The sequence below is a fragment of the Streptomyces sp. UC4497 genome, from assembly GCF_054871485.1.
Map to the genome: position 1 here is coordinate 209,415 of NZ_JBTYHB010000011.1, position 20,928 is coordinate 230,342.

The 20,928-nt window shown below is 70.9% G+C and carries 20 protein-coding genes and 1 riboswitch; of the genes, 8 read left to right on the forward strand and 12 right to left on the reverse strand.

Features of this window, described 5'->3' with window-relative positions; genetic code table 11:
- Positions 1–39 precede the first annotated feature (39 nt).
- Positions 40–411 (forward strand): hypothetical protein, encoded by a 372-nt coding sequence (locus ACYSUO_RS18130; RefSeq protein ID WP_461777155.1) that lies wholly within the window; start codon positions 40–42, stop codon positions 409–411.
- Positions 412–426: 15 nt separating this feature from the next.
- Positions 427–1,617 (forward strand): glutathionylspermidine synthase family protein, encoded by a 1,191-nt coding sequence (locus ACYSUO_RS18135; RefSeq protein WP_461777156.1) that lies wholly within the window; start codon positions 427–429, stop codon positions 1,615–1,617.
- A gap of 16 nt (positions 1,618–1,633) precedes the next feature.
- Here the strand turns inward: ACYSUO_RS18135 and rocD are convergent, their stop codons facing one another.
- Complete coding sequence (rocD, locus tag ACYSUO_RS18140) at positions 1,634–2,860, reverse strand: ornithine--oxo-acid transaminase (RefSeq protein ID WP_461777197.1); 1,227 nt, start codon at positions 2,858–2,860, stop codon at positions 1,634–1,636.
- Between the two features lie 128 nt (positions 2,861–2,988).
- Positions 2,989–3,075, forward strand: a riboswitch (ZMP/ZTP riboswitch).
- 43 nt (positions 3,076–3,118) lie between these two features.
- Between rocD and ACYSUO_RS18145 the strand changes: the two genes are divergently transcribed.
- Positions 3,119–4,567: a glycine hydroxymethyltransferase gene (locus ACYSUO_RS18145; protein WP_461777157.1), complete on the forward strand. Its 1,449-nt coding sequence runs from the start codon at positions 3,119–3,121 to the stop codon at positions 4,565–4,567.
- 1,705 nt (positions 4,568–6,272) lie between these two features.
- Here ACYSUO_RS18145 and ACYSUO_RS18150 read toward each other — a convergent pair.
- The gene (locus tag ACYSUO_RS18150; protein ID WP_461777158.1) at positions 6,273–6,917 is read right to left on the reverse strand and encodes a hypothetical protein; all 645 of its coding nucleotides are present in this window, start codon (positions 6,915–6,917) and stop codon (positions 6,273–6,275) included.
- A 186-nt stretch (positions 6,918–7,103) separates the two neighbouring features.
- On the opposite strand from ACYSUO_RS18150, the gene trpS reads away from it, so the two are divergent.
- Together trpS and ACYSUO_RS18160 are read left to right on the forward strand one after the other, a co-directional pair.
- The gene (gene trpS / locus ACYSUO_RS18155) at positions 7,104–8,120 is read left to right on the forward strand and encodes a tryptophan--tRNA ligase (protein ID WP_461777159.1); all 1,017 of its coding nucleotides are present in this window, start codon (positions 7,104–7,106) and stop codon (positions 8,118–8,120) included.
- A 69-nt stretch (positions 8,121–8,189) separates the two neighbouring features.
- Positions 8,190–8,774 (forward strand): 2'-5' RNA ligase family protein, encoded by a 585-nt coding sequence (locus tag ACYSUO_RS18160; RefSeq protein ID WP_461777160.1) that lies wholly within the window; start codon positions 8,190–8,192, stop codon positions 8,772–8,774.
- Between the two features lie 52 nt (positions 8,775–8,826).
- Here the strand turns inward: ACYSUO_RS18160 and ACYSUO_RS18165 are convergent, their stop codons facing one another.
- Together ACYSUO_RS18165 and ACYSUO_RS18170 are read right to left on the reverse strand one after the other, a co-directional pair.
- Positions 8,827–9,582 (reverse strand): decaprenylphospho-beta-D-erythro-pentofuranosid-2-ulose 2-reductase, encoded by a 756-nt coding sequence (locus tag ACYSUO_RS18165; protein WP_461777161.1) that lies wholly within the window; start codon positions 9,580–9,582, stop codon positions 8,827–8,829.
- Positions 9,583–9,619: 37 nt separating this feature from the next.
- Entirely contained in the window at positions 9,620–11,020 is a 1,401-nt protein-coding gene (locus ACYSUO_RS18170) for an FAD-binding oxidoreductase (RefSeq protein ID WP_461777162.1), read from the reverse strand.
- Positions 11,021–11,121: 101 nt separating this feature from the next.
- Between ACYSUO_RS18170 and ACYSUO_RS18175 the strand changes: the two genes are divergently transcribed.
- Positions 11,122–12,042: a YihY/virulence factor BrkB family protein gene (locus ACYSUO_RS18175; protein WP_461777163.1), complete on the forward strand. Its 921-nt coding sequence runs from the start codon at positions 11,122–11,124 to the stop codon at positions 12,040–12,042.
- On the opposite strand, the gene ACYSUO_RS18180 is transcribed toward ACYSUO_RS18175, so the two are convergent.
- Positions 12,029–13,267, reverse strand: coding sequence for a D-alanyl-D-alanine carboxypeptidase family protein (locus ACYSUO_RS18180; protein ID WP_461777164.1), 1,239 nt, complete (start codon positions 13,265–13,267; stop codon positions 12,029–12,031). The genes ACYSUO_RS18175 and ACYSUO_RS18180 overlap by 14 nt on opposite strands.
- Before the next feature lie 109 nt (positions 13,268–13,376).
- Between ACYSUO_RS18180 and ACYSUO_RS18185 the strand changes: the two genes are divergently transcribed.
- Together ACYSUO_RS18185 and ACYSUO_RS18190 are read left to right on the forward strand one after the other, a co-directional pair.
- The gene (locus tag ACYSUO_RS18185) at positions 13,377–13,619 is read left to right on the forward strand and encodes an SCO4848 family membrane protein (protein WP_385764609.1); all 243 of its coding nucleotides are present in this window, start codon (positions 13,377–13,379) and stop codon (positions 13,617–13,619) included.
- Positions 13,620–13,631: 12 nt separating this feature from the next.
- Positions 13,632–14,885 carry a metallophosphoesterase gene (locus tag ACYSUO_RS18190; RefSeq protein WP_461777165.1) on the forward strand — a complete coding sequence of 418 codons (1,254 nt, stop codon included), beginning with the start codon at positions 13,632–13,634 and terminating at the stop codon, positions 14,883–14,885.
- Positions 14,886–14,904: 19 nt separating this feature from the next.
- On the opposite strand, the gene ACYSUO_RS18195 is transcribed toward ACYSUO_RS18190, so the two are convergent.
- The 7 genes from ACYSUO_RS18195 to sdhA all read right to left on the reverse strand — a co-directional run bounded on the left by ACYSUO_RS18195 (position 14,905) and on the right by sdhA (position 20,918).
- Complete coding sequence (locus ACYSUO_RS18195) at positions 14,905–16,050, reverse strand: D-alanyl-D-alanine carboxypeptidase family protein (protein WP_461777166.1); 1,146 nt, start codon at positions 16,048–16,050, stop codon at positions 14,905–14,907.
- Between the two features lie 56 nt (positions 16,051–16,106).
- Positions 16,107–16,757, reverse strand: a complete 651-nt coding sequence (locus ACYSUO_RS18200; protein WP_461777198.1) for a TetR family transcriptional regulator — start codon at positions 16,755–16,757, stop codon at positions 16,107–16,109.
- An 83-nt stretch (positions 16,758–16,840) separates the two neighbouring features.
- Complete coding sequence (locus ACYSUO_RS18205; protein ID WP_461777167.1) at positions 16,841–17,374, reverse strand: thiol-disulfide oxidoreductase DCC family protein; 534 nt, start codon at positions 17,372–17,374, stop codon at positions 16,841–16,843.
- Positions 17,371–17,778, reverse strand: a complete 408-nt coding sequence (locus ACYSUO_RS18210; RefSeq protein ID WP_327661899.1) for a hypothetical protein — start codon at positions 17,776–17,778, stop codon at positions 17,371–17,373. Before ACYSUO_RS18210 ends, ACYSUO_RS18205 begins: the two co-directional genes overlap by 4 nt.
- A 113-nt stretch (positions 17,779–17,891) precedes the next feature.
- On the reverse strand, positions 17,892–18,293 hold the full coding sequence (locus ACYSUO_RS18215; protein ID WP_461777168.1) for a VOC family protein: 402 nt from the start codon (positions 18,291–18,293) through the stop codon (positions 17,892–17,894).
- Between the two features lie 103 nt (positions 18,294–18,396).
- On the reverse strand, positions 18,397–19,164 hold the full coding sequence (locus ACYSUO_RS18220; RefSeq protein ID WP_426901699.1) for a succinate dehydrogenase iron-sulfur subunit: 768 nt from the start codon (positions 19,162–19,164) through the stop codon (positions 18,397–18,399).
- On the reverse strand, positions 19,164–20,918 hold the full coding sequence (gene sdhA / locus ACYSUO_RS18225; protein WP_425830353.1) for a succinate dehydrogenase flavoprotein subunit: 1,755 nt from the start codon (positions 20,916–20,918) through the stop codon (positions 19,164–19,166). The genes ACYSUO_RS18220 and sdhA overlap by 1 nt, the downstream gene beginning before the upstream one ends.
- Between the last annotated feature and the right edge of the window lie 10 nt (positions 20,919–20,928).

A 20,928-nucleotide genomic window follows, 5' to 3' on the forward strand; every position in this document is an offset into this window, starting at 1 on the left:
GAACGTACGACGCATCAGACGCATCACGGGGGAAACGTCATGAACGACAGCAAGGACAGCAAGGACGCCGCGAACAAGGCGGCCACCCAGCGACGGCTGCGCTCCGGCACCGTCGCGCTCGGCGGCGTGGGCCTGCTGGCCGCCGCGCTCACCGCCTGCTCCTCGGACTCCGACGTCGACAAGCGCTGCATCGACCGGAACAGCTACAACGCGTCCAAGGGCTACAAGGTCGTCTCCGACAAGTACTGCAAGTCCTCGTCCACCAAGTCCTCGGTGAACGGCAGTTGGTACTACGGCGGCAAGAAGAAGGGCAGCCGCGTCGGCAGCGGCTCCTTCACCAAGTCCTCGGGTGGTGGCGTCACACGAGGCGGCTTCGGCAGCGGCGGCAAGGGCGGAAGCTCCGGCGGCTGAGCCCCGGAGGCACTGATGAAGCGACACACCATCACCCCGCGCCCCGGCTGGCAGCAGACCGTCGAGGAACAGGGGCTCATCTACCCGCTCACCCGCTACCCCGACGACTCACTGCGCCCGTACTGGGACGAGAGCGCCTACTACGAGTTCTCCCTCCCCGAGGTCGAGGCGCTCGAAGAGGTCGTCGAGGAGCTGCACCGCATGTGCCTCGCCGCGGCGGAGCACATCGTCGCCGCCGACCGCTTCGCCGACCTCGGGATCACCGACCCGAACGTCGCCGCGGCGGTCGCAGAGGCCTGGGAGCGGCGCGCCGAACTCCCGTCCGTCTACGGCCGGTTCGACCTGCGCTACGACGGCACGGGTCCCGCGAAGCTCCTTGAGTACAACGCCGACACCCCCACCTCCCTGGTGGAGGCCGCCAGCCCCCAGTGGTTCTGGATGGAGGAGCGGTTCCCCGGCGCCGACCAGTGGAACTCGCTCCACGAGCGGCTCATCGACGCCTGGAAGAAGCAGGCCGCCCTGCTCCCGCCGGGCAGCCCGCTCTACTTCGCGCACTCCTCGGCCGACGAACTCGGCGAGGACCTGATGACCGTCGGATATCTGAAGGAGACCGCCGAACAGGCGGGCCTGGACACCGACTGGATCTCCATGGAGGAGATCGGCTGGGACAGCCTCTCCGAGCGCTTCGTCGACAACCAACTCCGGTTCATCCGCAGCTGCTTCAAGCTGTACCCGTGGGAGTGGCTGACCTCCGACGCGTTCGCCCCGCACGTCCTGGCCGGCCTCGACAACGGCGGCGGCACGGGTACGACGATGTGGATCGAGCCCGCCTGGAAGATGCTGCTCAGCAACAAGGCGCTGCTCGCGGTGCTTTGGGAGCTCTACCCCGGCCACCCGAACCTGCTGCCCGCCTACCTCGACGGGCCGCGCGAGCTGGCGACCGGATCGGGCCCCGGCTATGTGTCGAAGCCGCTCCTCGGGCGCGAGGGCGCGGGCGTCACGATCCACGCACCCGGGTCCGCCCCGCCCGCCTCCGAAGAGCCGTGCTGCTACCAGGAGTTGAGCGAGCTGCCCGACTTCGACGGCAACCGCGTCGTCCTCGGCGCGTGGGTCGTCGAGGACGAGGCGGCCGGCCTCGGCATCCGGGAATCGGCGGGGCTGGTCACGGACGAGTACGCCCGCTTCCTGCCCCACGTCATCCTGTGAGCCTTGGTAAAAGGGCCTACGCGCCCAGCACCGCCCGCAGCTGATCGAGGCCCCAGTCCAGATCGTCCTTGCTGATCACCAGCGGCGGGGCGATCCGGATGGTGGACCCGTGGGTGTCCTTCACCAGGACCCCGCGGGCCATCAGCTTCTGAGAGATCTCCCGGCCCGTCCCGTACGACGGATCGATGTCGACGCCCGCCCACAGACCGCGCCCGCGCACCTCGGTGACCTTCCCCGTCCCCGTCAACAGGCCCAGCTCGGCGTGCAGATGCTCACCCAGCTCCGCCGCCCGCTCCTGGAACTCCCCGGTGCGCAGCATCGCGATCACCTCAAGAGCCACCGCGCACGCCAGCGGATTGCCGCCGAACGTCGACCCGTGCTCGCCCGGCCGGAACACCCCGAGCACGGCCTTGCTCGACACCACCGCCGACACCGGCACGACCCCGCCGCCGAGCGCCTTGCCCAGCACGTACATGTCCGGCACCACGCCCTCGTGCTCGCACGCGAAGGTACGGCCGGTCCGCCCGAGACCCGACTGGATCTCGTCGGCGATGAACAGCACGTTCCGCTCGCGCGTCAGCTCCCGCACGCCCGCGAGATAGCCGGGCGGCGGGACGAGCACGCCCGCCTCGCCCTGGATCGGTTCGAGGAGCACCGCCACCGTCTCGTCCGTGACCGCGGCGCGCAGCGCGTCCGGATCCCCGTACGGGACGATGTCGAAGCCCGGCGTGTACGGACCGAAGTCGGCGCGGGCCTCCTCGTCGGTGGAGAAGCTGACGATGGTCGTCGTACGGCCGTGGAAGTTGTCGCTCGCGACCACGATCCTGGCCCGCCCGTCCGGCACGCCCTTGACCCGGTAGCCCCACTTGCGCGCGGTCTTCACGGCGGTCTCGACGGCCTCCGCGCCCGTGTTCATCGGCAGCACCATCTCCATGCCGCACAGCTCGGCGAGCTCCGCACAGAACGCGGCGAACCGGTCGTGGTGGAAGGCCCGCGACGTCAGCGTCACCCGCTCCAGCTGGGCCTTCGCGGCGTCGATCAGCCGCCGGTTGCCGTGCCCGAAGTTGAGCGCCGAGTACCCGGCGAGCATGTCGAGGTAGCGCCGCCCCTCGACGTCCGTCATCCACGCGCCCTCGGCGGTGGCGACGACGACCGGGAGCGGGTGGTAGTTGTGCGCGCCGTGCTCTTCGGAGGAGGTGATGAAGTCCTGCGTGGCGTGTCCTGCGGTGGTCGATGGAGTCACAGAAGTCACGGGATCTCCGTTCGTCGCGGCTCATGGCGCTGGGTGTGGGACGGGCTTGTGGCCCCTTCCTATCGTCGCTCGCGATGTGGACGTGGAAACCTCGCCCGGCGACGCGCCCGCTAATGTGGGGGCAGGGCCGTGACTGGCGCGCTGGGATGGGATCGACCATCGGGGAGCGGCCCGAGCAGTGTGTGCCGTGCGCCTGGGCCGACCACCCGTGAACCGACCGCGTATCGACCGTGTCCGGAGGCTGCCCCCATGACCGATGCCCGCCTTACCCCCGAATCCACCGCGTACCGCGCCGCCCTCGATGTCGTACGGGGCGTGGAGCCGCGCGTCGCCGACGCCATCGCGCAGGAGCTGACCGACCAGCGCGAGATGCTCAAGCTGATCGCGTCCGAGAACTACGCGTCCCCGGCGACGCTGCTGACCATGGGCAACTGGTTCAGCGACAAGTACGCCGAGGGCACCATCGGCCGCCGCTTCTACGCCGGCTGCCGCAACGTCGACACCGTCGAGTCGATCGCCGCGGAGCACGCCCGCGAGCTGTTCGGTGCCCGGCACGCGTACGTGCAGCCGCACTCCGGGATCGACGCCAACCTCGTCGCCTTCTGGGCCGTGCTCGCCGACCGCGTCGAGGCGCCGTTCCTCGCGAAGACCGGCGTCCGCCAGATCAACGACCTCACCGAGGCGGACTGGGCCGAGCTGCGCCAGGCCTTCGGCAACCAGCGGATGCTCGGCATGTCGCTGGACGCCGGTGGCCACCTCACGCACGGCTTTAGGCCGAACATCAGCGGAAAAATGTTCGATCAGCGGTCCTACGGCACCGACCCCGCCACCGGGCTCATCGACTACGAGGCGCTGCGCGCGCAGGCCCGCGAGTTCAAGCCGATGATCATCGTCGCCGGTTACTCCGCGTACCCGCGCCTGGTGAACTTCCGGATCATGCGGGAGATCGCCGACGAGGTCGGGGCGACGCTCATGGTCGACATGGCGCACTTCGCGGGGCTCGTCGCGGGCAAGGTGCTCACCGGTGACTTCGACCCGGTGCCGCACGCGCAGATCGTCACCACGACCACCCACAAGTCGCTGCGCGGTCCGCGCGGCGGCATGGTGCTGTGCGACGACTCGCTGAAGGACCAGGTCGACCGGGGCTGCCCGATGGTGCTCGGCGGGCCGCTGCCGCACGTCATGGCCGCGAAGGCGGTCGCCCTCGCCGAGGCGCGGCAGCCCGCGTTCCAGGACTACGCGCAGCGCATCGTGGACAACGCGCGGGCGCTGGCGGACGGCCTGATGCGGCGCGGCGCGACGCTCGTCACCGGCGGCACGGACAACCACCTCAACCTCATCGACGTGGCGTCCTCCTACGGCCTCACGGGGCGCCAGGCCGAGTCCGCGCTGCTCGACTCCGGCATCGTCACCAACCGCAACGCGATTCCGGCGGATCCGAACGGGGCGTGGTACACGTCCGGCATCCGTATCGGTACGCCGGCGTTGACCACGCGGGGGCTCGGCGCGGGCGAGATGGACGAGATCGCGGCGCTCATGGACCGGGTGCTGGCGGCCTCCGAGCCGGGGACGACGAAGTCCGGGGCGGTGTCGAAGGCGATTCACGTCCTCGACCCGAAAATCGCGGACGAGGTGTCCCACCGGGCGACGGATCTGCTGGCCGGGTTCCCGCTGTACGGCCAGATCGACCTGGGCTGAGCCCCTCCGTGGCGTGGGACGGGCGCCCGTCCTACGCCACGGGGCGCCGCGGGGCTGATGGCGCCGAACCGGCGTTCCGGCCTCGGGGCTCCGCCCCGGACCTCGCGGGGCTGATTGTGCCGAACCGGGGTTGCGGCCTCGGGGCTCTGCCCCGGACCCCGCGGGGCTGATTTCGCCGAATCGGCGTTCCGGCCTCGGGGCTCTGCCCCGGACCTCGCGGGCTCTCGTTCGACAGGCGGGGCCTGATTGGCTCGGTCCCACGTGGCGTGCGGCCGACCGTGTCCCACGCCGCGGGGCTCTGCCCCGGCCCCCGCGGGCTCTCGTTCGAAAGGCGGGGCTGGATTTGCCCACCCGCCGCGGGGCTTGCATTGGCCACCCGCCGCAGGGGCCTGAAGTGACCCGCCCACCGCAGGCGATCGCCCGGCTCCCCGCCCATCTCCCACCCGCCCGCCCCCTCCGGGGGCGTCGGCCCGACGGGGTAGCGCACCACGCCCTGGGCAATCCGCCGGCATCCCCGGCTCCCCACCCGGGACGGTGAGGGGCGCCACCGCTTTGGGTAGCCCGTCGGTGGCATGGCTCCCCACCTGGGACGGTGAGGGGCGCCACCGCCTTAAGCAGTCCGCCCGCACGCCATGGCACTCACCCGCTGCGGTCGACGCCGCCCCCGCCTCGGACAACCTCCGTCAGCCACCGCTCCGCACCCGTCGCGGTCGACGCAGCCCCGCCTCGGGTAACGCCAGCCCCGGCTTCCCACCCGTCGCGGTCGACGCAGCCCCGCCTTGGGTAACGCCAACCACGGCCCCCTCCACCCGTCGCGGTCGACCCGGCCCCGCCGCGGGCAACCTCCGCCAGCCCCGGCTCCACACCCGTTGCGGTCGACGCAGCCCCGCCTTGGGTGACGCCAGCCACGGCTCCCCAACTCCTGCCGTCGGCCGCCACCGCCTTGGGCAATCTGCCGCCTGGGGCGGCAGGGTGGGCAAGGCGGCACCCCGGTGCCGCCCAACGAGAACGACAGGCGCCGACCACGTCGCCGACCCGGACCCCGGCTCCGCGTGGCAGACACCGTCTCCGCCCGGGCTGCCGGAGCCCCCGGAGGGGGCGGGTGGTGGGAGGTGAGCGGGCAGCGGCGCAGTCCGGCACGGGTCCCGGCGGTGGTCGGAGGTGAGCGGGCAGCGGCGCACCCTGGCACCGTTTCCCGGCGGCGCACCCTGGCACCGTTCCCGGCGGCGCCGCCGTGGCGCGGTCCGGCAGTGTGCCCGGTGGTGGTGGGAGGCGAGCGGGCAGCCGCGCAGCCCGGCACCGTTCCTGGCGGCGGCGCGGCGGCGCGGCCCGGCGTCGTCCCCCGGCGGCGGTGGGAGGTGGGCGAGCAGCGGCGCACCCTGGCACCGTTCCCGGCGGCGCCGCAGCGGCGCAGTCCGGCACCGTCCTCGGCGGCCGTGGGAGGTGAGCGGACAGCGGTGCACCCCGCGTGCCCGGTGGTTGTGGGAACGGTGCGGGCAGCCGCGCAGCCCGCACCGTTCCCAGCCGCGCCGCGCCGCGCCGCAGCCCCGCACCGTTCCCGCCCGCGCCGCAGCCGCGAAGCCCGGCACCACGCCCAGCCGCGCAGCCCGCCCCGTTCCCAGCCGCGCCGCAGCCCCGCACCGTTCCCGCCCGCGCCGCAGCCCCGCACCACGCCCGGCAGCTCCGCCCCACACCCGGCGGTGCCCTACAGGTCGACCAGTTGTTGGCGCGGCTCCTGGCGTCCCCGTGGGCTCCGGGGGCGTATGCGTACGCGCCATAGCAATGCCGCCGCAGCGAGGCCCACCGTCAGGCCCGCCAACCCCCACCACCACGGGGCCCGGGTGGGGCGCTCACCGGAGGGGGCGGACGTGGGGAACACCCCCGCCCGCGTCAACCGGTCGACCAGAGGCCGGGAGGCCCGGTGCCAGCGGAGGTCGTCGTCGGTCACGTCGACCGTCGGGTCCGTGCGGATCCACGGCGTGCCGTCCTCCGCGACGATCAGCTGGTCCTGGCGCTCGATGACCGTGTCGGTGCCGGGCGCGCTGTGGGTGTCGGGCCAGCCCGCCACACCGGTCAGGCCCCATATGACCGTGGCCACCACGGGCGGGAAACGCCCCTCCTGCCAGGCCTCCGGCACCCGCTCCGTCACCGTGTCGAACCCCGTGGTCAAGCGCTCAAGACGGGCGAAGTTCCGGTCCTCGTCGCGCAGGGTCACCGAAGCGCCCGCCCCGGCGCCGGGCGCGATCACCACCGCGAGGTCCGGCACATCCATTCCGGTGCCGGGCTGCGTCGGCCGCGCGTGCGCGGAGGACGCCCCCGCCACCAGCAGCGCCGCGACCACGAGCAGCACCCGGGCCCACCGGAGCCCACCCCCTCGTACGTACCGCATTCCCACCCCCGTCGCCCCGCCCCCACGTGACTCCCGCCACATCGACAAGCTACCGGCGCCCACTGACAACGACCAGGTCGTGTCCCGCCGCGCGAAGGACCTTTGGCCGCTGCGGAGCTGTGTGGCGCACCTGAGACAATGAGGCACATGGCCTCTGATGTTCGCCCTCGTGTGCTCTCCGGGATCCAGCCCACCGCCGGCTCGTTCCACCTCGGCAACTACCTCGGTGCGGTCCGCCAGTGGGTGGCGCTGCAGGAGTCCCACGACGCCTTCTACATGGTCGTGGACCTGCATGCGATCACCGTTCCGCAGGACCCGAAGGAGCTGCGGGCCAACACCCGGCTCGCCGCCGCGCAGCTGCTCGCCGCGGGGCTCGACCCGGAGCGCTGCACGCTGTTCGTGCAGAGCCACGTCCCGGAGCACGCGCAGCTCGCCTGGGTCATGAACTGCATCACGGGCTTCGGTGAGGCCTCCCGTATGACGCAGTTCAAGGACAAGTCCGCGAAGCAGGGTGCGGACCGCGCGAGCGTCGGCCTGTTCACGTATCCGGTTCTTCAGGTCGCGGACATCCTGCTGTACCAGGCGAACCAGGTTCCGGTCGGTGAGGACCAGCGCCAGCACATCGAGCTGACCCGCGACCTCGCCACGCGCTTCAACGGCCGCTTCGGCGACACGTTCACGCTCCCGGCGCCGTACATCCTCAAGGAGACGGCGAAGATCTACGACCTTCAGGACCCGTCGATCAAGATGAGCAAGTCGGCGTCGACGCCGAAGGGCCTCATCAACCTGCTCGACGAGCCGAAGGCGACCGCCAAGAAGGTCAAGAGCGCCGTCACCGACACCGACACCGTGATCCGCTACGACGCGGAGAACAAGCCGGGCGTCAGCAACCTGCTCACCATCTACTCCACCCTCACCGGTGCCGGTATCCCGGAACTGGAGGAGAAGTACGAGGGCAAGATGTACGGTGCGCTGAAGACGGACCTGGCCGAGGTCATGGTCGACTTCGTGACACCGTTCCGGACCCGCACCCAGGAATATCTGGACGACCCGGAGACGCTTGACTCGATCCTGGCCAAGGGCGCGGAGAAGGCGCGGGCCGTAGCCGCCGAGACCCTTGCCCAGGCGTACGACAAGGTCGGCTTCCTGCCCGCCAAGCACTGAGTCCTTCAGAAAACTGAACGCTTCGCAGCGCGACGCCACCCGCCCGCCACACGACGACAGGAGTATGACGTGGGGACCGTAACGATCGGTGTCTCGATCGCGGTCCCGGAGCCTCACGGCAGCCTGCTCCAGGAGCGGCGCACGGGCTTCGGCGACGCCGCGGCGCACGGCATTCCCACGCACATCACCCTGCTCCCGCCGACCGAGGTGGAGGGCGGCGACCTCACGGCGATCGAGGCGCATCTGGAGGAAGTGGCCTCCGGTGGGCGCCCGTTCGCGATGCGGCTTTCCGGTACGGGTACGTTCCGGCCGCTGTCGCCGGTCGTGTTCGTGCAGGTCGTCGAGGGCGCCGAGGCCTGCACGTGGCTGCAGAAGCAGGTGCGGGACGCCTCGGGCCCGGTCTCCCGCGAGCTGCAGTTCCCGTACCACCCGCACGTGACCGTGGCGCACGGCATCGACGAGGAGTCGATGGACCGTGCGTACGCGGAGCTCGCCGAGTACGAGGCGGCCTGGGCGTGCACCGGGTTCGCGCTCTACGAGCAGGGCGCCGACGGGGTGTGGCGCAAGCTGCGGGACTTCGCCTTCGGCACGTCCTCGCTGCCCGCGCAGACCTCGGGCCGCACGACACGCGGACCCCGGCTCCCGGCGAGCTGACTCCTACGTAGAGGACCTCTACGTAGGAGACCTCTACGTAGAGACGCAGAAGTCACACCGGCAGTCGTCGGAACACCGGCCGCGGCACATGCCGCAGCGCCGACATCACCACGCGCAGCGTCCCCGGCACCCACACCGTCTCCGACCTGCGCCGCAGCCCCGTCTCGATGGCCTGTGCCACCGCTCCGGGCGTCGTGGCCATCGGCGCCTCGACGAGCCCGGCCGTCATCTTCGACCGTACGAAGCCGGGGCGGACGATCATCACGTGCACGCCCGTCCCGTGCAGCGCGTCCCCGAGCCCCTGGGTGAACGCGTCGAGGCCCGCCTTGCTGGAGCCGTAGATGAAGTTGGCGCGGCGGGCCCGCTCGCCCGCGACCGAGGACAGGACGACAAGCGAGCCGTGGCCCTGGGACTGGAGCGCCCGCGCGCAGACGAGGCTCGCGGAGACGGCGCCCGTGTAGTTGGTCTGGGCGACGCGGACCGCCGACATGGGGTCGTCCTCGTCGTGGGCCTGGTCGCCGAGGATGCCGAACGCGAGCAGCACCATGTCGATGTCGCCCTCGGCGAAGACCTTGCCGAGCGTCTCCTCGTGCGCGGAGGGGTCCAGCGCGTCGAAGGGGACCGTACGGGTGTCGGCGCCCAGGGCGCGCAGCCCGGCGGCGGCCTCGTCGAGCGCGGGGGAGGGGCGGCCCGCGAGCCACACGGTGCGGGTGCGCCGGGCGACGAGGCGGCGGGCCGTGGCCAGCGCGATCTCGGAGGTGCCGCCGAGGACGAGCAGGGACTGAGGGGTGCCGAAGGCATCTTTCAACGGGGGCTCCTGGAGAGGGCGTTGGGCGGGCTGCTGGTCACAGGTTCAGGCGCCGTGACAGGTCCGAGCGGAACACCCCCTGCGGGTCCCAACGCGCCCGCAGCGAGCGGAAGTCGTCGAGGCGCGGGTACATGGCGGTGAGCAGCTCGGGCCGCAGCCGGGAGTCCTTGGCGAGGTGGACGCGCCCGCCCGCGGCGGCCACCTCCTCGTCCAACTCGTCAAGGAACGCGCCCAGTTCGGGCAGGTTCGCCGGGATGTCGAGCGCGAGGGTCCAGCCCAGCATCGGGAACGACAGCCAGCCCGGATCCCCTTCGCCGAAGCGCTTGAGGGTGGCGAGGAGGGACGGGCAGCGCCGCTCGGAGACGCGGTGCACGATGCGGCGCAGCGCCTCCTGCTCGCCGTGTCCGACGACGAACTGGTACTGCACGAAGCCGCCGCGCCCGTAGACGCGGTTCCAGTGCGGGACGCCGTCGAGCGGGTGGAAGAACGTGGAGAGCTTCCGCAGTTCGCCGGTGCGGGCGCTGGGCGCCGCGCGGTACCGCAGCTCGTTGAACAGGCCGACGCTCGTGCTGCCGAGCAGTCCCTCGGGGAGGAAGTCCGGGGCCGCGGGGAGGCGGGCGGGGCGGAACTCCAGCGGGGTCCTGCGGGCGCGTGCGGGCAGCGCGTCGAGCGGCGCGTGCTCGGCGCGCATGAGCACTCCGCGGCCGGTCGCGGCGCCGCGCGCGAGCAGGTCGACCCAGGCGACGGAGTAGGGGTGGCGGTGGTCCGTGGCGGTGATCCGGTCCATCAAGTCGTCGAGGTCTGCGGCCCGTTCGGTGTCCACCGACATCAACGAGGTCTCGACGCGCTGGAGTTGGATCGTCGCCGTGAGGATGATCCCGGTCAGGCCCATGCCGCCGGCCGTCGCGTCGAACAGCTCGCTGCCGCGCTCCACGACGCGTACCCCGCCGTCGGCGGTGAGGAGTTCGAGCATGGGGACGTGGCGGGCGAAGGAGCCGGAGGCGGGGTGGTTCCTGCCGTGGATGTCGGCGCCGATCGCCCCGCCGACCGTGACATAGCGGGTGCCGGGCGTGACCGGCACGAACCAGCCGAGGGGCAGCAGCACCTCCATCAGGCGGTGCAGCGAGACGCCCGCGTCGCACAGCACGGTGCCGCCGGCGGCGTCGATGGCGTGGATCCGGTCGAGCCCCGTCATGTCGAGGACGGCCCCGCCCGCGTTCTGCGCCGCGTCCCCGTACGCCCGGCCGAGCCCCCGCGCGATCCCGCCGCGGCGTCCCGTGGCCGCGCAGTCCCGGACCGCGAGGACCGCGTCCTCGTAGGAGCGGGGGCGGATCACGCGGGCCGAGGTGGGGGCGGTGCGGCCCCAGCCGCTGACCGGTACGGAGTGCGGGACGGAGGGGAGAGTGGATACGGGATCGGTAGCGGGGTCGGCAACCATGACGGTGACCGTATCGCCCGAAGGTGCGAAGTTTGTCGTAAACCTTGCGTCTGCTCACCGGAACGGGTGATCGAAGCCGGGATGGGGGGCAGGCTGGGATCATGGATTGGCTGAAGAAACTCCCCGTCGTCGGGCCGCTGTTCGCCCGGCTGATGCGGACGCACGCCTGGCACGCCTACGAGCGCCTCGACGAGGTCCGCTGGTCCCAGCTCGCCGCGGCGATGACGTTCATCAGCTTCCTCGCGCTGTTTCCGCTGCTCACCGTGGCCGCGGCGGTGGCCGCCGGCACCATGGGCCCGGATCAGCAGAAGAAGCTGGAGCAGACGCTCAGCGACCAGGTTCCGGGTATCTCCGACCAGTTGGACATCGGGGCGTTGGTCGACAACGCGGGCACGATCGGGATCATCGCGGGAGCGCTGCTGCTGTTCACGGGTGTCGGCTGGGTCGGCTCGATGCGGCAGTGTCTGCGGGACGTGTGGGAGCTGCCCGACCCCGAAGAGAACCCGATCATGCGCAAGCTGAAGGACGCCGGGATCCTCGTCGGGCTCGGCCTCGCGGGCATCGTGTCGATCGCGGCGTCCACGCTCGCGGCCACGGCCGTCGACTGGACGGCCGACCAGATCGGCATCGACAAGGCGGGCTGGGGCGGGATACTGCTCCAGGCCGCGGCCTTCGGGATCGCCGTCCTGGCCGACTTCCTGATCCTGCTCTACGTCCTGGCCCTGCTGCCAGGAGTGCAGCCCGGCCGCCGCGATCTGATCACCGCGGCGCTGATCGGGGCGGCCGGCTTCGAGCTGCTGAAGCTGGTGCTCAGCGGCTATATGAAGGACGTGGCGGCGAAGAGCATGTACGGCGCGTTCGGCACGCCCGTGGCCCTGCTGCTGTGGATCAACTTCACCGCGAAACTGCTGCTGTTCTGCGCGGCGTGGACCGCGACGGGCCGCGTCGGCCTGCGCAAGACGGAAGAAGCGGAGGCCGAGGCGGAGGCGGCGGACGAGGCGGAGGAGATCAGCCCTTCGTGACCTTCAGCGGCCACTTCTTGCGGACCACGAACACCGCGCCCGCGAGCACCACGAGCACGCCGCCCACGATCGCCAGCGCGATCCCGACGCCGCTGGAACCGCCGGTGACCGCGGCGTGCGCGGCCGACTTGGCGGCGCCCCCGCCACCGGAGCTCGGCGACGCGGCGCCCGCGGGCGTCTCGCTCTTCGGCCCGACGAGATGGCCGACGGGGGAGACCTTGCCGTCGGCCTGGAACCCCCAGTCGAAGAGCCGCGCGGTCTCCTTGTAGACGGCGTCGCTCTCCTTCGCCTTCGGGTTCATGACGGTGACGAGCAGCACCCGCTTGCCGCGCTCGGCGACCCCCGTGAACGTGGCCCCGGCGTTCGTCGTGTTGCCGTTCTTCACGCCCGCGATGCCCTTGTACGCGGGCAGGCCGAAGGAGCCGGTGAGCAGTCGGTTAGTGTTCTGGATCCCGAACTGCTTGGTGGTCTTCCCCTTCTTCTGCTTCATGGGGAACTCGGCGGTGGGTGTGGCGGCGTACTCGCGGAAGTCCTTCTTGTGCAGCCCGGAACGGGCGAAGAGCGTCAGGTCGTACGCGGAGGAGTGCTGCCCCGGCATGTCGTAGCCGTCGGGGCTGACGACGTGGGTGTCGCCCGCCTGCAGCTCGTCGGCGTGCGCCTGCATGTCCTTGACGGTCTGCGCGACGCCCTGGTTCATGGCGGAGAGCACGTGCACCGCGTCGTTGCCGGAGCGCAGGAAGACGCCCAGCCACAGATCGTGCACCGAGTACGTGAAGCCCTCCTTGATGCCGACGAGGCTGGAACCCGCGCCCATCCCCGCCAGGTCGGACGGCACCACCTTGTGCGTCGTCGTCTTCGGGAACTTCGGCAGCACGGTGTCCGCGAACAGCATCTTCAGCGTGGAGGCGGGCGGCAGCCGCCAGTGCGCGTTGTGCGAGGCGAGCACCTCACCCGACTCGGCGTCCGCGACGATCCAGGACTTCGCCGTCAGATCCTTCGGCAGGACGGGCGCGCCCCCCTGAAGATTGACCTGCGTCCCGGGCTTCCCCAACTGGGCGCCGCCCACCCGGGACATCGACGCGGGCGGCTTGGCCTCGTCCTTGTCCTTGTCCTTGTCCGCGGCGGCCGCGGGCAGCGCACCGGCGAACGTCAGGGCGGAGGCGGCGAACAGCACCGCGGCCTTCTTCAAGTGCGACGTCGGTCGCGCGGCGTGGGAGTCGGGCACGCTGGTGAAGGTACCTGTACCTGCCTGGTAAGTCTCCACCGCTGCGCCCTGTGTTCGCCCGGGCCCACCCCGGCGGCGGTGCGCGCGGCCGCGCGGCGATACTGAGGGTATGAAGCTCAGCCGCCCCGTGTCCTGGTTCCTGCTCGCCTTCGGGGTGTGGAGCTGGGTCATCTGGATCACTTTCGTCAAAAACCTCGTCAAGGACGGCAGCGGCCTCGCCTTCGACGACGCCGGGGATCCGACCGCGTACTTCTGGGTGCATCTGACGCTCGCCGTCGTCTCCTTCGTATTGGGGACGGTTGTCGGGGGCATCGGGTTGCGTTCGGTGCGCACACTGCGTCGGACCTCATAGGCGTCCGGGCAGATGGTCGTCGTCTTCGTCCTCATCGCCGCCGCCGTTCTCGCGGTGTTCGCGGCCCTGCACTACTACGCGTGGCGCCGTCTTGTGCGCGACACGACCGCCAAGGGCGGGTGGCCCAGACGGATCGGCACCCTGGTGTTCGTGGCCGGGCCCGTGCTGATGTTCGCGGCGCTGGCGGCGGAGCGGGGCGGGGCGCCGTTCCTGTTGCAGCAGGTGCTGGCCTGGCCCGGGTTCCTGTGGATGGCGTTCGCGCTGTATCTGCTGCTCGCGCTCCTGGTGGGGGAGGTCGTGCGGCCCCTGCTGCGGCGGATCCTCGACCGCGGGAGGCCGACCGTCACCGCCGTCGCCCCGGAGGAGGCCCCGGTGCGCGTCCCGGTGCCGGAGCTGCGGGAGCTGGAACCGGTCCCGGGGCTCGCGCCCGCGGCGCCCGCGCCCACCCGCCGGCTCGTCCTCGCCCGGACCGTCGGCGCCGCCGCGACCGTGGCCGCCGCGGGAGTCGTGGCCACTGGCGCGTACGGGGTGCTGCGCGGGCCGACGGTCAAGCGGGTCACCGTGCCGCTGGCCAAACTGCCGCGCGCGGCCCACGGGTTCAGGATCGCCGTGGTCAGCGACGTCCATCTCGGGCCCGTGCTCGGCCGGGGCTTCGCCGAGCGGGTCGTCGAGACGATCAACGCCACGCAGCCCGACCTGATCGCCGTCGTCGGCGACCTCGTCGACGGGAGCGTGGAGCACCTCGCCCCGGCCGTCGCTCCGCTCGCGCGGCTGAGCGCGCGGCACGGGACGTACTTCGTCACCGGCAACCACGAGTACTTCTCCGGCGCGGAACCGTGGGTGGATCACGTCCGCGAGCTGGGGCTCCGGCCGCTGGAGAACGCGCGCGTCGACATCGGGGCCTTCGACCTCGCGGGGGTCAACGACATCGCCGGTGACAACTACGGCGACGGACCCGACTACGCGAAGGCGCTCGGCGACCGCGACACCTCCCGCGCCTCCGTTCTCCTCGCCCACCAGCCCGTGATGATCCACGAGGCGGTGAAGCACAGCGTCGACCTCCAGCTCTCCGGGCACACCCACGGCGGCCAGCTGTGGCCGGGCAACTTCGTCGCGGCGGCGAGCAATCCGACCCTCGCGGGCCTCGACCGGTACGGCGACACCCAGCTGTACGTCAGCCGCGGCGCGGGCGCGTGGGGGCCGCCGGTGCGGGTGGGCGCGCCGTCCGACATCACCGTGGTCCAGCTGGCCTCCAAGCAGGCCTGAGCCGCCACCCTGGGCCTTCCTAGCCCTTCCTGCGCCGTCCCGTCGGCTTCGCGCGGCGGCGCAGGGCCAGCAGGCCGCCGCCGGCGAGGGCCGCCACGGCCATGGAGCCGCCGAGCGCCCAGTCGTCCCCGTGCGAGCCGGTGGGCGTGCTCGCGGCGGGTCCCGCGCCCGCCACGTGGGGCGCGCGCGTCGACGTCGACTTCTTCGGCTGCTCGCTGAGCGGCGTGGCCAACTCGCTGACGGGGCGCACCTTGTTCGCGGCCGCGAAGCCCCAGTCGAGCAGCGCGGCCGTCTCCTCGTACACGGCTTCGTAGCCGGACTTCGGGTGCATCACGGTGACCAGGAGGGTGCGGCCGCCGCGGGTGGCGGCGCCGGTGAAGGTGTTGCCCGCGTGAGAGGTGTAGCCGTTCTTGACGCCGATCAGACCCTCGTACGGGGTGACGCCCTGCCCGGTGAGGAGGCGGTCGGTGTTCTGGATCTGGAAGGTCTTGGAGCCGCCCGCAGGGAAATCGGCGACCTTGGTGGCGCAGTAGCCGCGGAAGTCGTCGTTCTTCAGTCCGGCGCGGGCGAACAGCGTCAGGTCGTACGCGGACGAGACCTGCCCCTTGTGGTCGAAGCCGTCGGGGCTGACGACGTGGGTGTCGTTCGCCTGGAGGTCCTTCGCGCGGGCCTGCATCTGGGCGACGGTCTTGGCGACGCCCCCGTTCATGTTCGCGAGCACATGCACCGCGTCGTTGCCGGAGCGAAGGAACACGCCCTGCCACAACTGGTGCACGCTGTACGTCGTCCCGGCCTGGACACCGACGAGGCTGGAGCCGAACGGTATGTCCGCGAGGTCCTCGGCCGTCACCTTGTGCTTCAGCGTGCTGTCGAACTTCGGCAGCACCGTGTCCGCGAACAGCATCTTCAGCGTGGAGGCGGGCGGCAGCCGGCGGTGCCCGTTGTACGAGGCGAGCACCTCGCCGCTGTCGTTGTCGGCGATCAGCCACGCCTTCGCGGCGAGCTTCGGCAGCTTGGGCGCCCCGGCCCGGTACCGGACCTGGACACGTGAGGCCGCCGCGGCGGACTGCGCGGGCAGCGCGAGGGCGGCGGCCGCGCCCGCCCCGATGCCGAGGGCGGAACGGCGGCTGAGCTGCGCCGAGTGCGATGAGGTGGTGCCGGACATCCCGTGAAGGTACAGGCCAAAGGGCAGGTAAAGACCAGCGGGTCCGCCCGCGGGGCTCAGTCCTTCGTGCGCTTCGGCTTCGGCAGCGAGCGCGTCATGCCCGGCAGGAAGTCGATGAACAGCTCGTGCACCTCCAGGACGAGCGGCCGCAGCACCCGGAAGCGGGCGAGCGCCACGCCCCGCGTCGTGAGGCGGGCGCCCCGGTCGGCGAGCCGGCGGCTGCGCTCGCGCCCCTCGGAGCTGTCGAACACCCAGTACAGGACGAGCCCCATCTGGGACAGCCACATCAACTCCGGGAGGATCTGGGCCAGTTCGGCGGGCACCTTGGCCTTCGACCCGGCGAGCACCTCGCGGTGGAGCGCGATGGAGGTCTCCCGGGCGTTCTCCGACTCGGCGGAGAACGGGCTGAGCGGGGAGTCCGGGTCGGCCGCGTTCTTGAAGAACTGGGCCGCGAACTCGTGGTACGGCTCGGCGATCTCCAGCCAGGCCCGCAGCACGCCCGCGAGCCGCGCCTGGAGGTCGGTCTCCGTGTCGAGCACGGACCGGACCGCCGCCTGGTGCTCGGCGGTGATCCGGTCGTAGAACCCCTGGATCAGGTGTTCCTTGCCCCCGAAGTAGTAGTACGCGTTGCCGACCGAGACCCCGGCCTCCTGGGCGATGGCCCGCATGGTGGTCTTGTCGTAGCCCCGCTCCCGGAACAGCCGCATCGCGGTCTCCAGGATGAGCGCACGTGTCTGCTCGCTCTTCGCGCCTTTGCCGTCGGCCTTCTCTGCTGCCACGGTCCTTGAGCCTAATCGCCCGGTCGGCAGGCGCTGTCACAGGCGGGTGGCTCGTCCTGGTAGCCGTACGCCTCGTAGTACCAGCCGTCCTTCGGGTCGTACGTCCACCCGTCGGCCCGCCGGTAGGGGGTGCCCCAGGCCTGGCCCTCCCAGCGTGCCGCCCGGTACTTGGCGGCGGTGAGGACGACCCGCTTGGCGATCTTCATCCCGGCAGGCGTGGCCAGCCGGTGGGCCGTGGCCCGGTGGTCGCGCAGCGCCCACATGCAGACGATCCACGCGGCGGGCCCGCGGTAGATCTGGCCGCCGTCCCCGATGACGGTGATGTCGCTGAGGGTGGCGGCGTGGTCGAGGTCCGGGAAGAGCCCCCGGGCCCGGGAGTGCCCCGCGGGCACCAGGTCGAGCGGCACCAACTGGCGCTGCTTCAGCAACCAGTTCCGTGCGAACGTGCACATCGGGCACTCGGCGTCGTAGAGCACCGTGAGCCGGCGGACCGGGACGTCCCCCCGGGCGTCCCGGTCCACCACCCCGCTCTCCGGTGCCGTCACGCCCCGGCCACCGGAGCGGTCCAGCCCTGCGGCGGGACGGGCGGCTGCTGCTCGTTCTCCATGATGCCGCGGCGCCGGATCTTGTTGAGCACGTAGACGTTGCCCAGGTGCATCACGCCGAGCACGAGCAGGACGACGCCCAGCTTGGTGGACAGCGCCTCGAACACCTCGCGGGTGCTGCCGAGCTGCTCGTCGCCGCTCAGGTACAGGGCGACGAAGCCGAGGTTGACCAGGTAGAAGCCGACCACCAGCAGGTGGTTGACGGCCTCGGCGAGCTTCTCGTTCCCGTGCAGCACGTCGGCCAGGAAGACCCGGCCGTTGCGGCTCAGGGTGCGGGCCACCCAGATGGTCAGACCGATGCTGACGACGAGGTAGACGACGTATGCGACGACTGTGAGGTCCATGCCCCACCCTCCTTGAACGCGTTCAAAAACGCTGACGGTCATGAAGGTAGACCTGTTTTTGAACATGTTCAAGCGAGAGTTGTCGTACGTGACGGGAGCCTCAAACGGAGGCTTCAACTCCGCGCGAGTTCGGGCCTTTTGAGGTAGTCCGTGAAGCCGATGACGTTGCCCCACGGGTCGGCGAACTCCACGACGTACCCGGTGGAGGTGGAGAAGGGGGCGTCGAGCAGCTCGATGTCGGCGGCGCGCAGCGCGTCGGCCGTCGCGCGGGCGTCCGGCACCTCCAGCCACAGCCGTGCGGCGGGCCAGGCGGGCGGCCGGTGGCCGAACCCCTCCTCGGCCCGCAGCAGCACGCCGGGCGTTTCCTTGCCGGCCGCGAGCAGCGCGATCCCGGCCTCGTCGATGCGGAACTTCACGGGGAATCCGACGCGCTCGTAGAAGGCGACGGCCTCGGCCAGATCGCCGACGGGGAACAGGGCGTTGTCGAACCCGAGGATTTCCAGCTCTTGTGACATAGCGGCAGATTAGCGAGCAACCGGGCAAAAACGGCGAAGGCCCCGCTCCCGGAACGAATCCGGGAACGGGGCCTTCGAAGCCCTGCGGCGAAAGCCGGGAAGGTCAGAAGCGGCGCGTGATCAACGCCCGCTTCACTTCCTGGATCGCCTTGGTGACCTCGATGCCACGCGGGCAGGCGTCCGTGCAGTTGAAGGTCGTGCGGCAACGCCACACACCGTCACGGTCGTTGAGGATCTCCAGGCGCTGCTCCCCGGCCTCGTCACGCGAGTCGAAGATGAAGCGGTGGGCGTTCACGATGGCGGCAGGACCGAAGTACTGGCCGTCGTTCCAGAACACCGGGCAGGACGACGTGCACGCGGCGCACAGGATGCACTTGGTGGTGTCGTCGAAGCGGGCCCGGTCCTCGTCGGACTGGTAGCGCTCACGCGTCGGCTCGTTGCCCTTGGTGACGAGGAACGGCATGACGTCGCGGTACGCCTGGAAGAACGGGTCCATGTCCACCACGAGGTCCTTGAGGACCGTGAGGCCCTTGATGGCCTCGACCGTGATGGGCTTCTCCGGGTTGATGTCCTTGAGAAGCGTCTTGCAGGCCAGACGGTTCTTGCCGTTGATCCGCATCGCGTCGGACCCGCAGATGCCGTGCGCGCAGGAGCGACGGAACGTCAGCGTGCCGTCCTGCTCCCACTTGATCTTGTGCAGGGCGTCGAGCACGCGCTCCTTGGGGTCCATCTCCAGCTGGAAGTCCTGCCAGCTGGCCTCGTCGGAGACCTCGGAGTTGAACCGGCGCACGCGCAGCGTGATCGTGATGTTCGGGGTGTCGGCGAAGCCGGGCTCCGGAGCCGCGGTCTTCTCCATCGTCGGAGTAGCCATCAGTACTTACGCTCCATCGGCTGGTAGCGGGTCTGGACGACCGGCTTGTAGTCGAGACGGATGGACTCGGAGCCGTCGTCGCCGACCTCGCGGTACGCCATGGTGTGGCGCATGAAGTTGACGTCGTCTCGAGTGGGGAAGTCCTCGCGGTAGTGACCGCCGCGGGACTCCTTGCGGGCCAGGGCGGAGGTCGCCATGACCTCGGCCAGGTCGAGCAGGTTGCCCAGCTCGATGGCCTCAAGGAGGTCGGTGTTGAACCGCTTGCCCTTGTCCTGGACCGAGATGTTCTTGTACCGCGCGCGCAGCTCGGCGATCTTCTCGACGGCCGTCTTGATCGTCTGCTCGGTGCGGAACACCATCACGTTGGCGTCCATGCACTCCTGAAGCTCGTTACGGATCACCGAGACGCGCTCGGTGCCCGTGGAGTCGCGCAGCATCTCGATGCGCTCCTCGACGAACGTCGACGGGTTCTCCGGCAGCTCGACGAACTCGGTCTTGTGCGCGTACTCGGCGGCCGCGATGCCCGCACGACGCCCGAAGACGTTGATGTCGAGCAGCGAGTTGGTGCCGAGACGGTTGGCGCCGTGCACGGAGACGCAGGCGACCTCACCGGCGGCGTACAGGCCCGGGACGACGGTGGTGTTGTCCGCGAGGACCTCACCCTCGACGTTCGTCGGGATGCCGCCCATGGCGTAGTGCGCGGTCGGCTGGATCGGGATCGGGTCCGTGTAGGGCTCGATGCCGAGGTACGTGCGCGCGAACTCGGTGATGTCCGGGAGCTTCGCGTCGAGCTGCTCCGGCGGGAGGTGCGTGAGGTCGAGGTAGACGTGGTCGCCCTCGGGACCGCAGCCGCGGCCCTCACGGATCTCCGTGTAGATGGAGCGGGACACGACGTCACGGGACGCGAGGTCCTTCATGACCGGCGCGTACTTCTCCATGAAGCGCTCGCCGTCCTTGTTACGGAGGATGCCGCCCTCACCACGGGCGCCTTCCGTAAGAAGGATGCCCATGCGCCAGATGCCGGTCGGGTGGAACTGGAAGAACTCCATGTCCTCCAGCGGGATCCCGCGCCGGTAGCAGGCGGCCTGGCCGTCGCCGGTCAGGGTGTGCGCGTTGGACGTCACCTTGAAGAACTTGCCGGTGCCGCCGGACGCGTAGATGACCGACTTCGCCTGGAAGACGTGGATCTCGCCGGTGGCCAGCTCGTAGGCGACCACACCGGCGGACTTCTTGACGCCGTCTTCCTCGACGATCAGCTGGTCCAGGACGTAGAACTCGTTGAAGAACTCCACGCCCTCCTTCACGCAGTTCTGGTACAGCGTCTGAAGGATCATGTGGCCCGTGCGGTCCGCGGCGTAGCAGGACCGGCGGACCGGCGCCTCGCCGTGGTTACGGGAGTGACCGCCGAAGCGGCGCTGGTCGATCGTGCCGTTCGGGGTGCGGTTGAACGGCAGGCCCATCTTCTCGAGGTCGAGGACCGAGTCGATGGCCTCCTTCGCCAGGATCTCGGCGGCGTCCTGGTCGACCAGGTAGTCGCCGCCCTTGATCGTGTCGAAGGTGTGCCACTCCCAGTTGTCCTCCTCCACGTTGGCCAGCGCGGCGGCCATGCCGCCCTGCGCGGCGCCCGTGTGGGAGCGGGTGGGGTAGAGCTTGGTCAGCACGGCGGTGCGGCTGCGCTTGGTCGACTCGATGGCCGCGCGCATGCCGGCGCCGCCGGCGCCGACGATGACGGTGTCGTACTTGTGAATCTTCACGGTTTCTCGC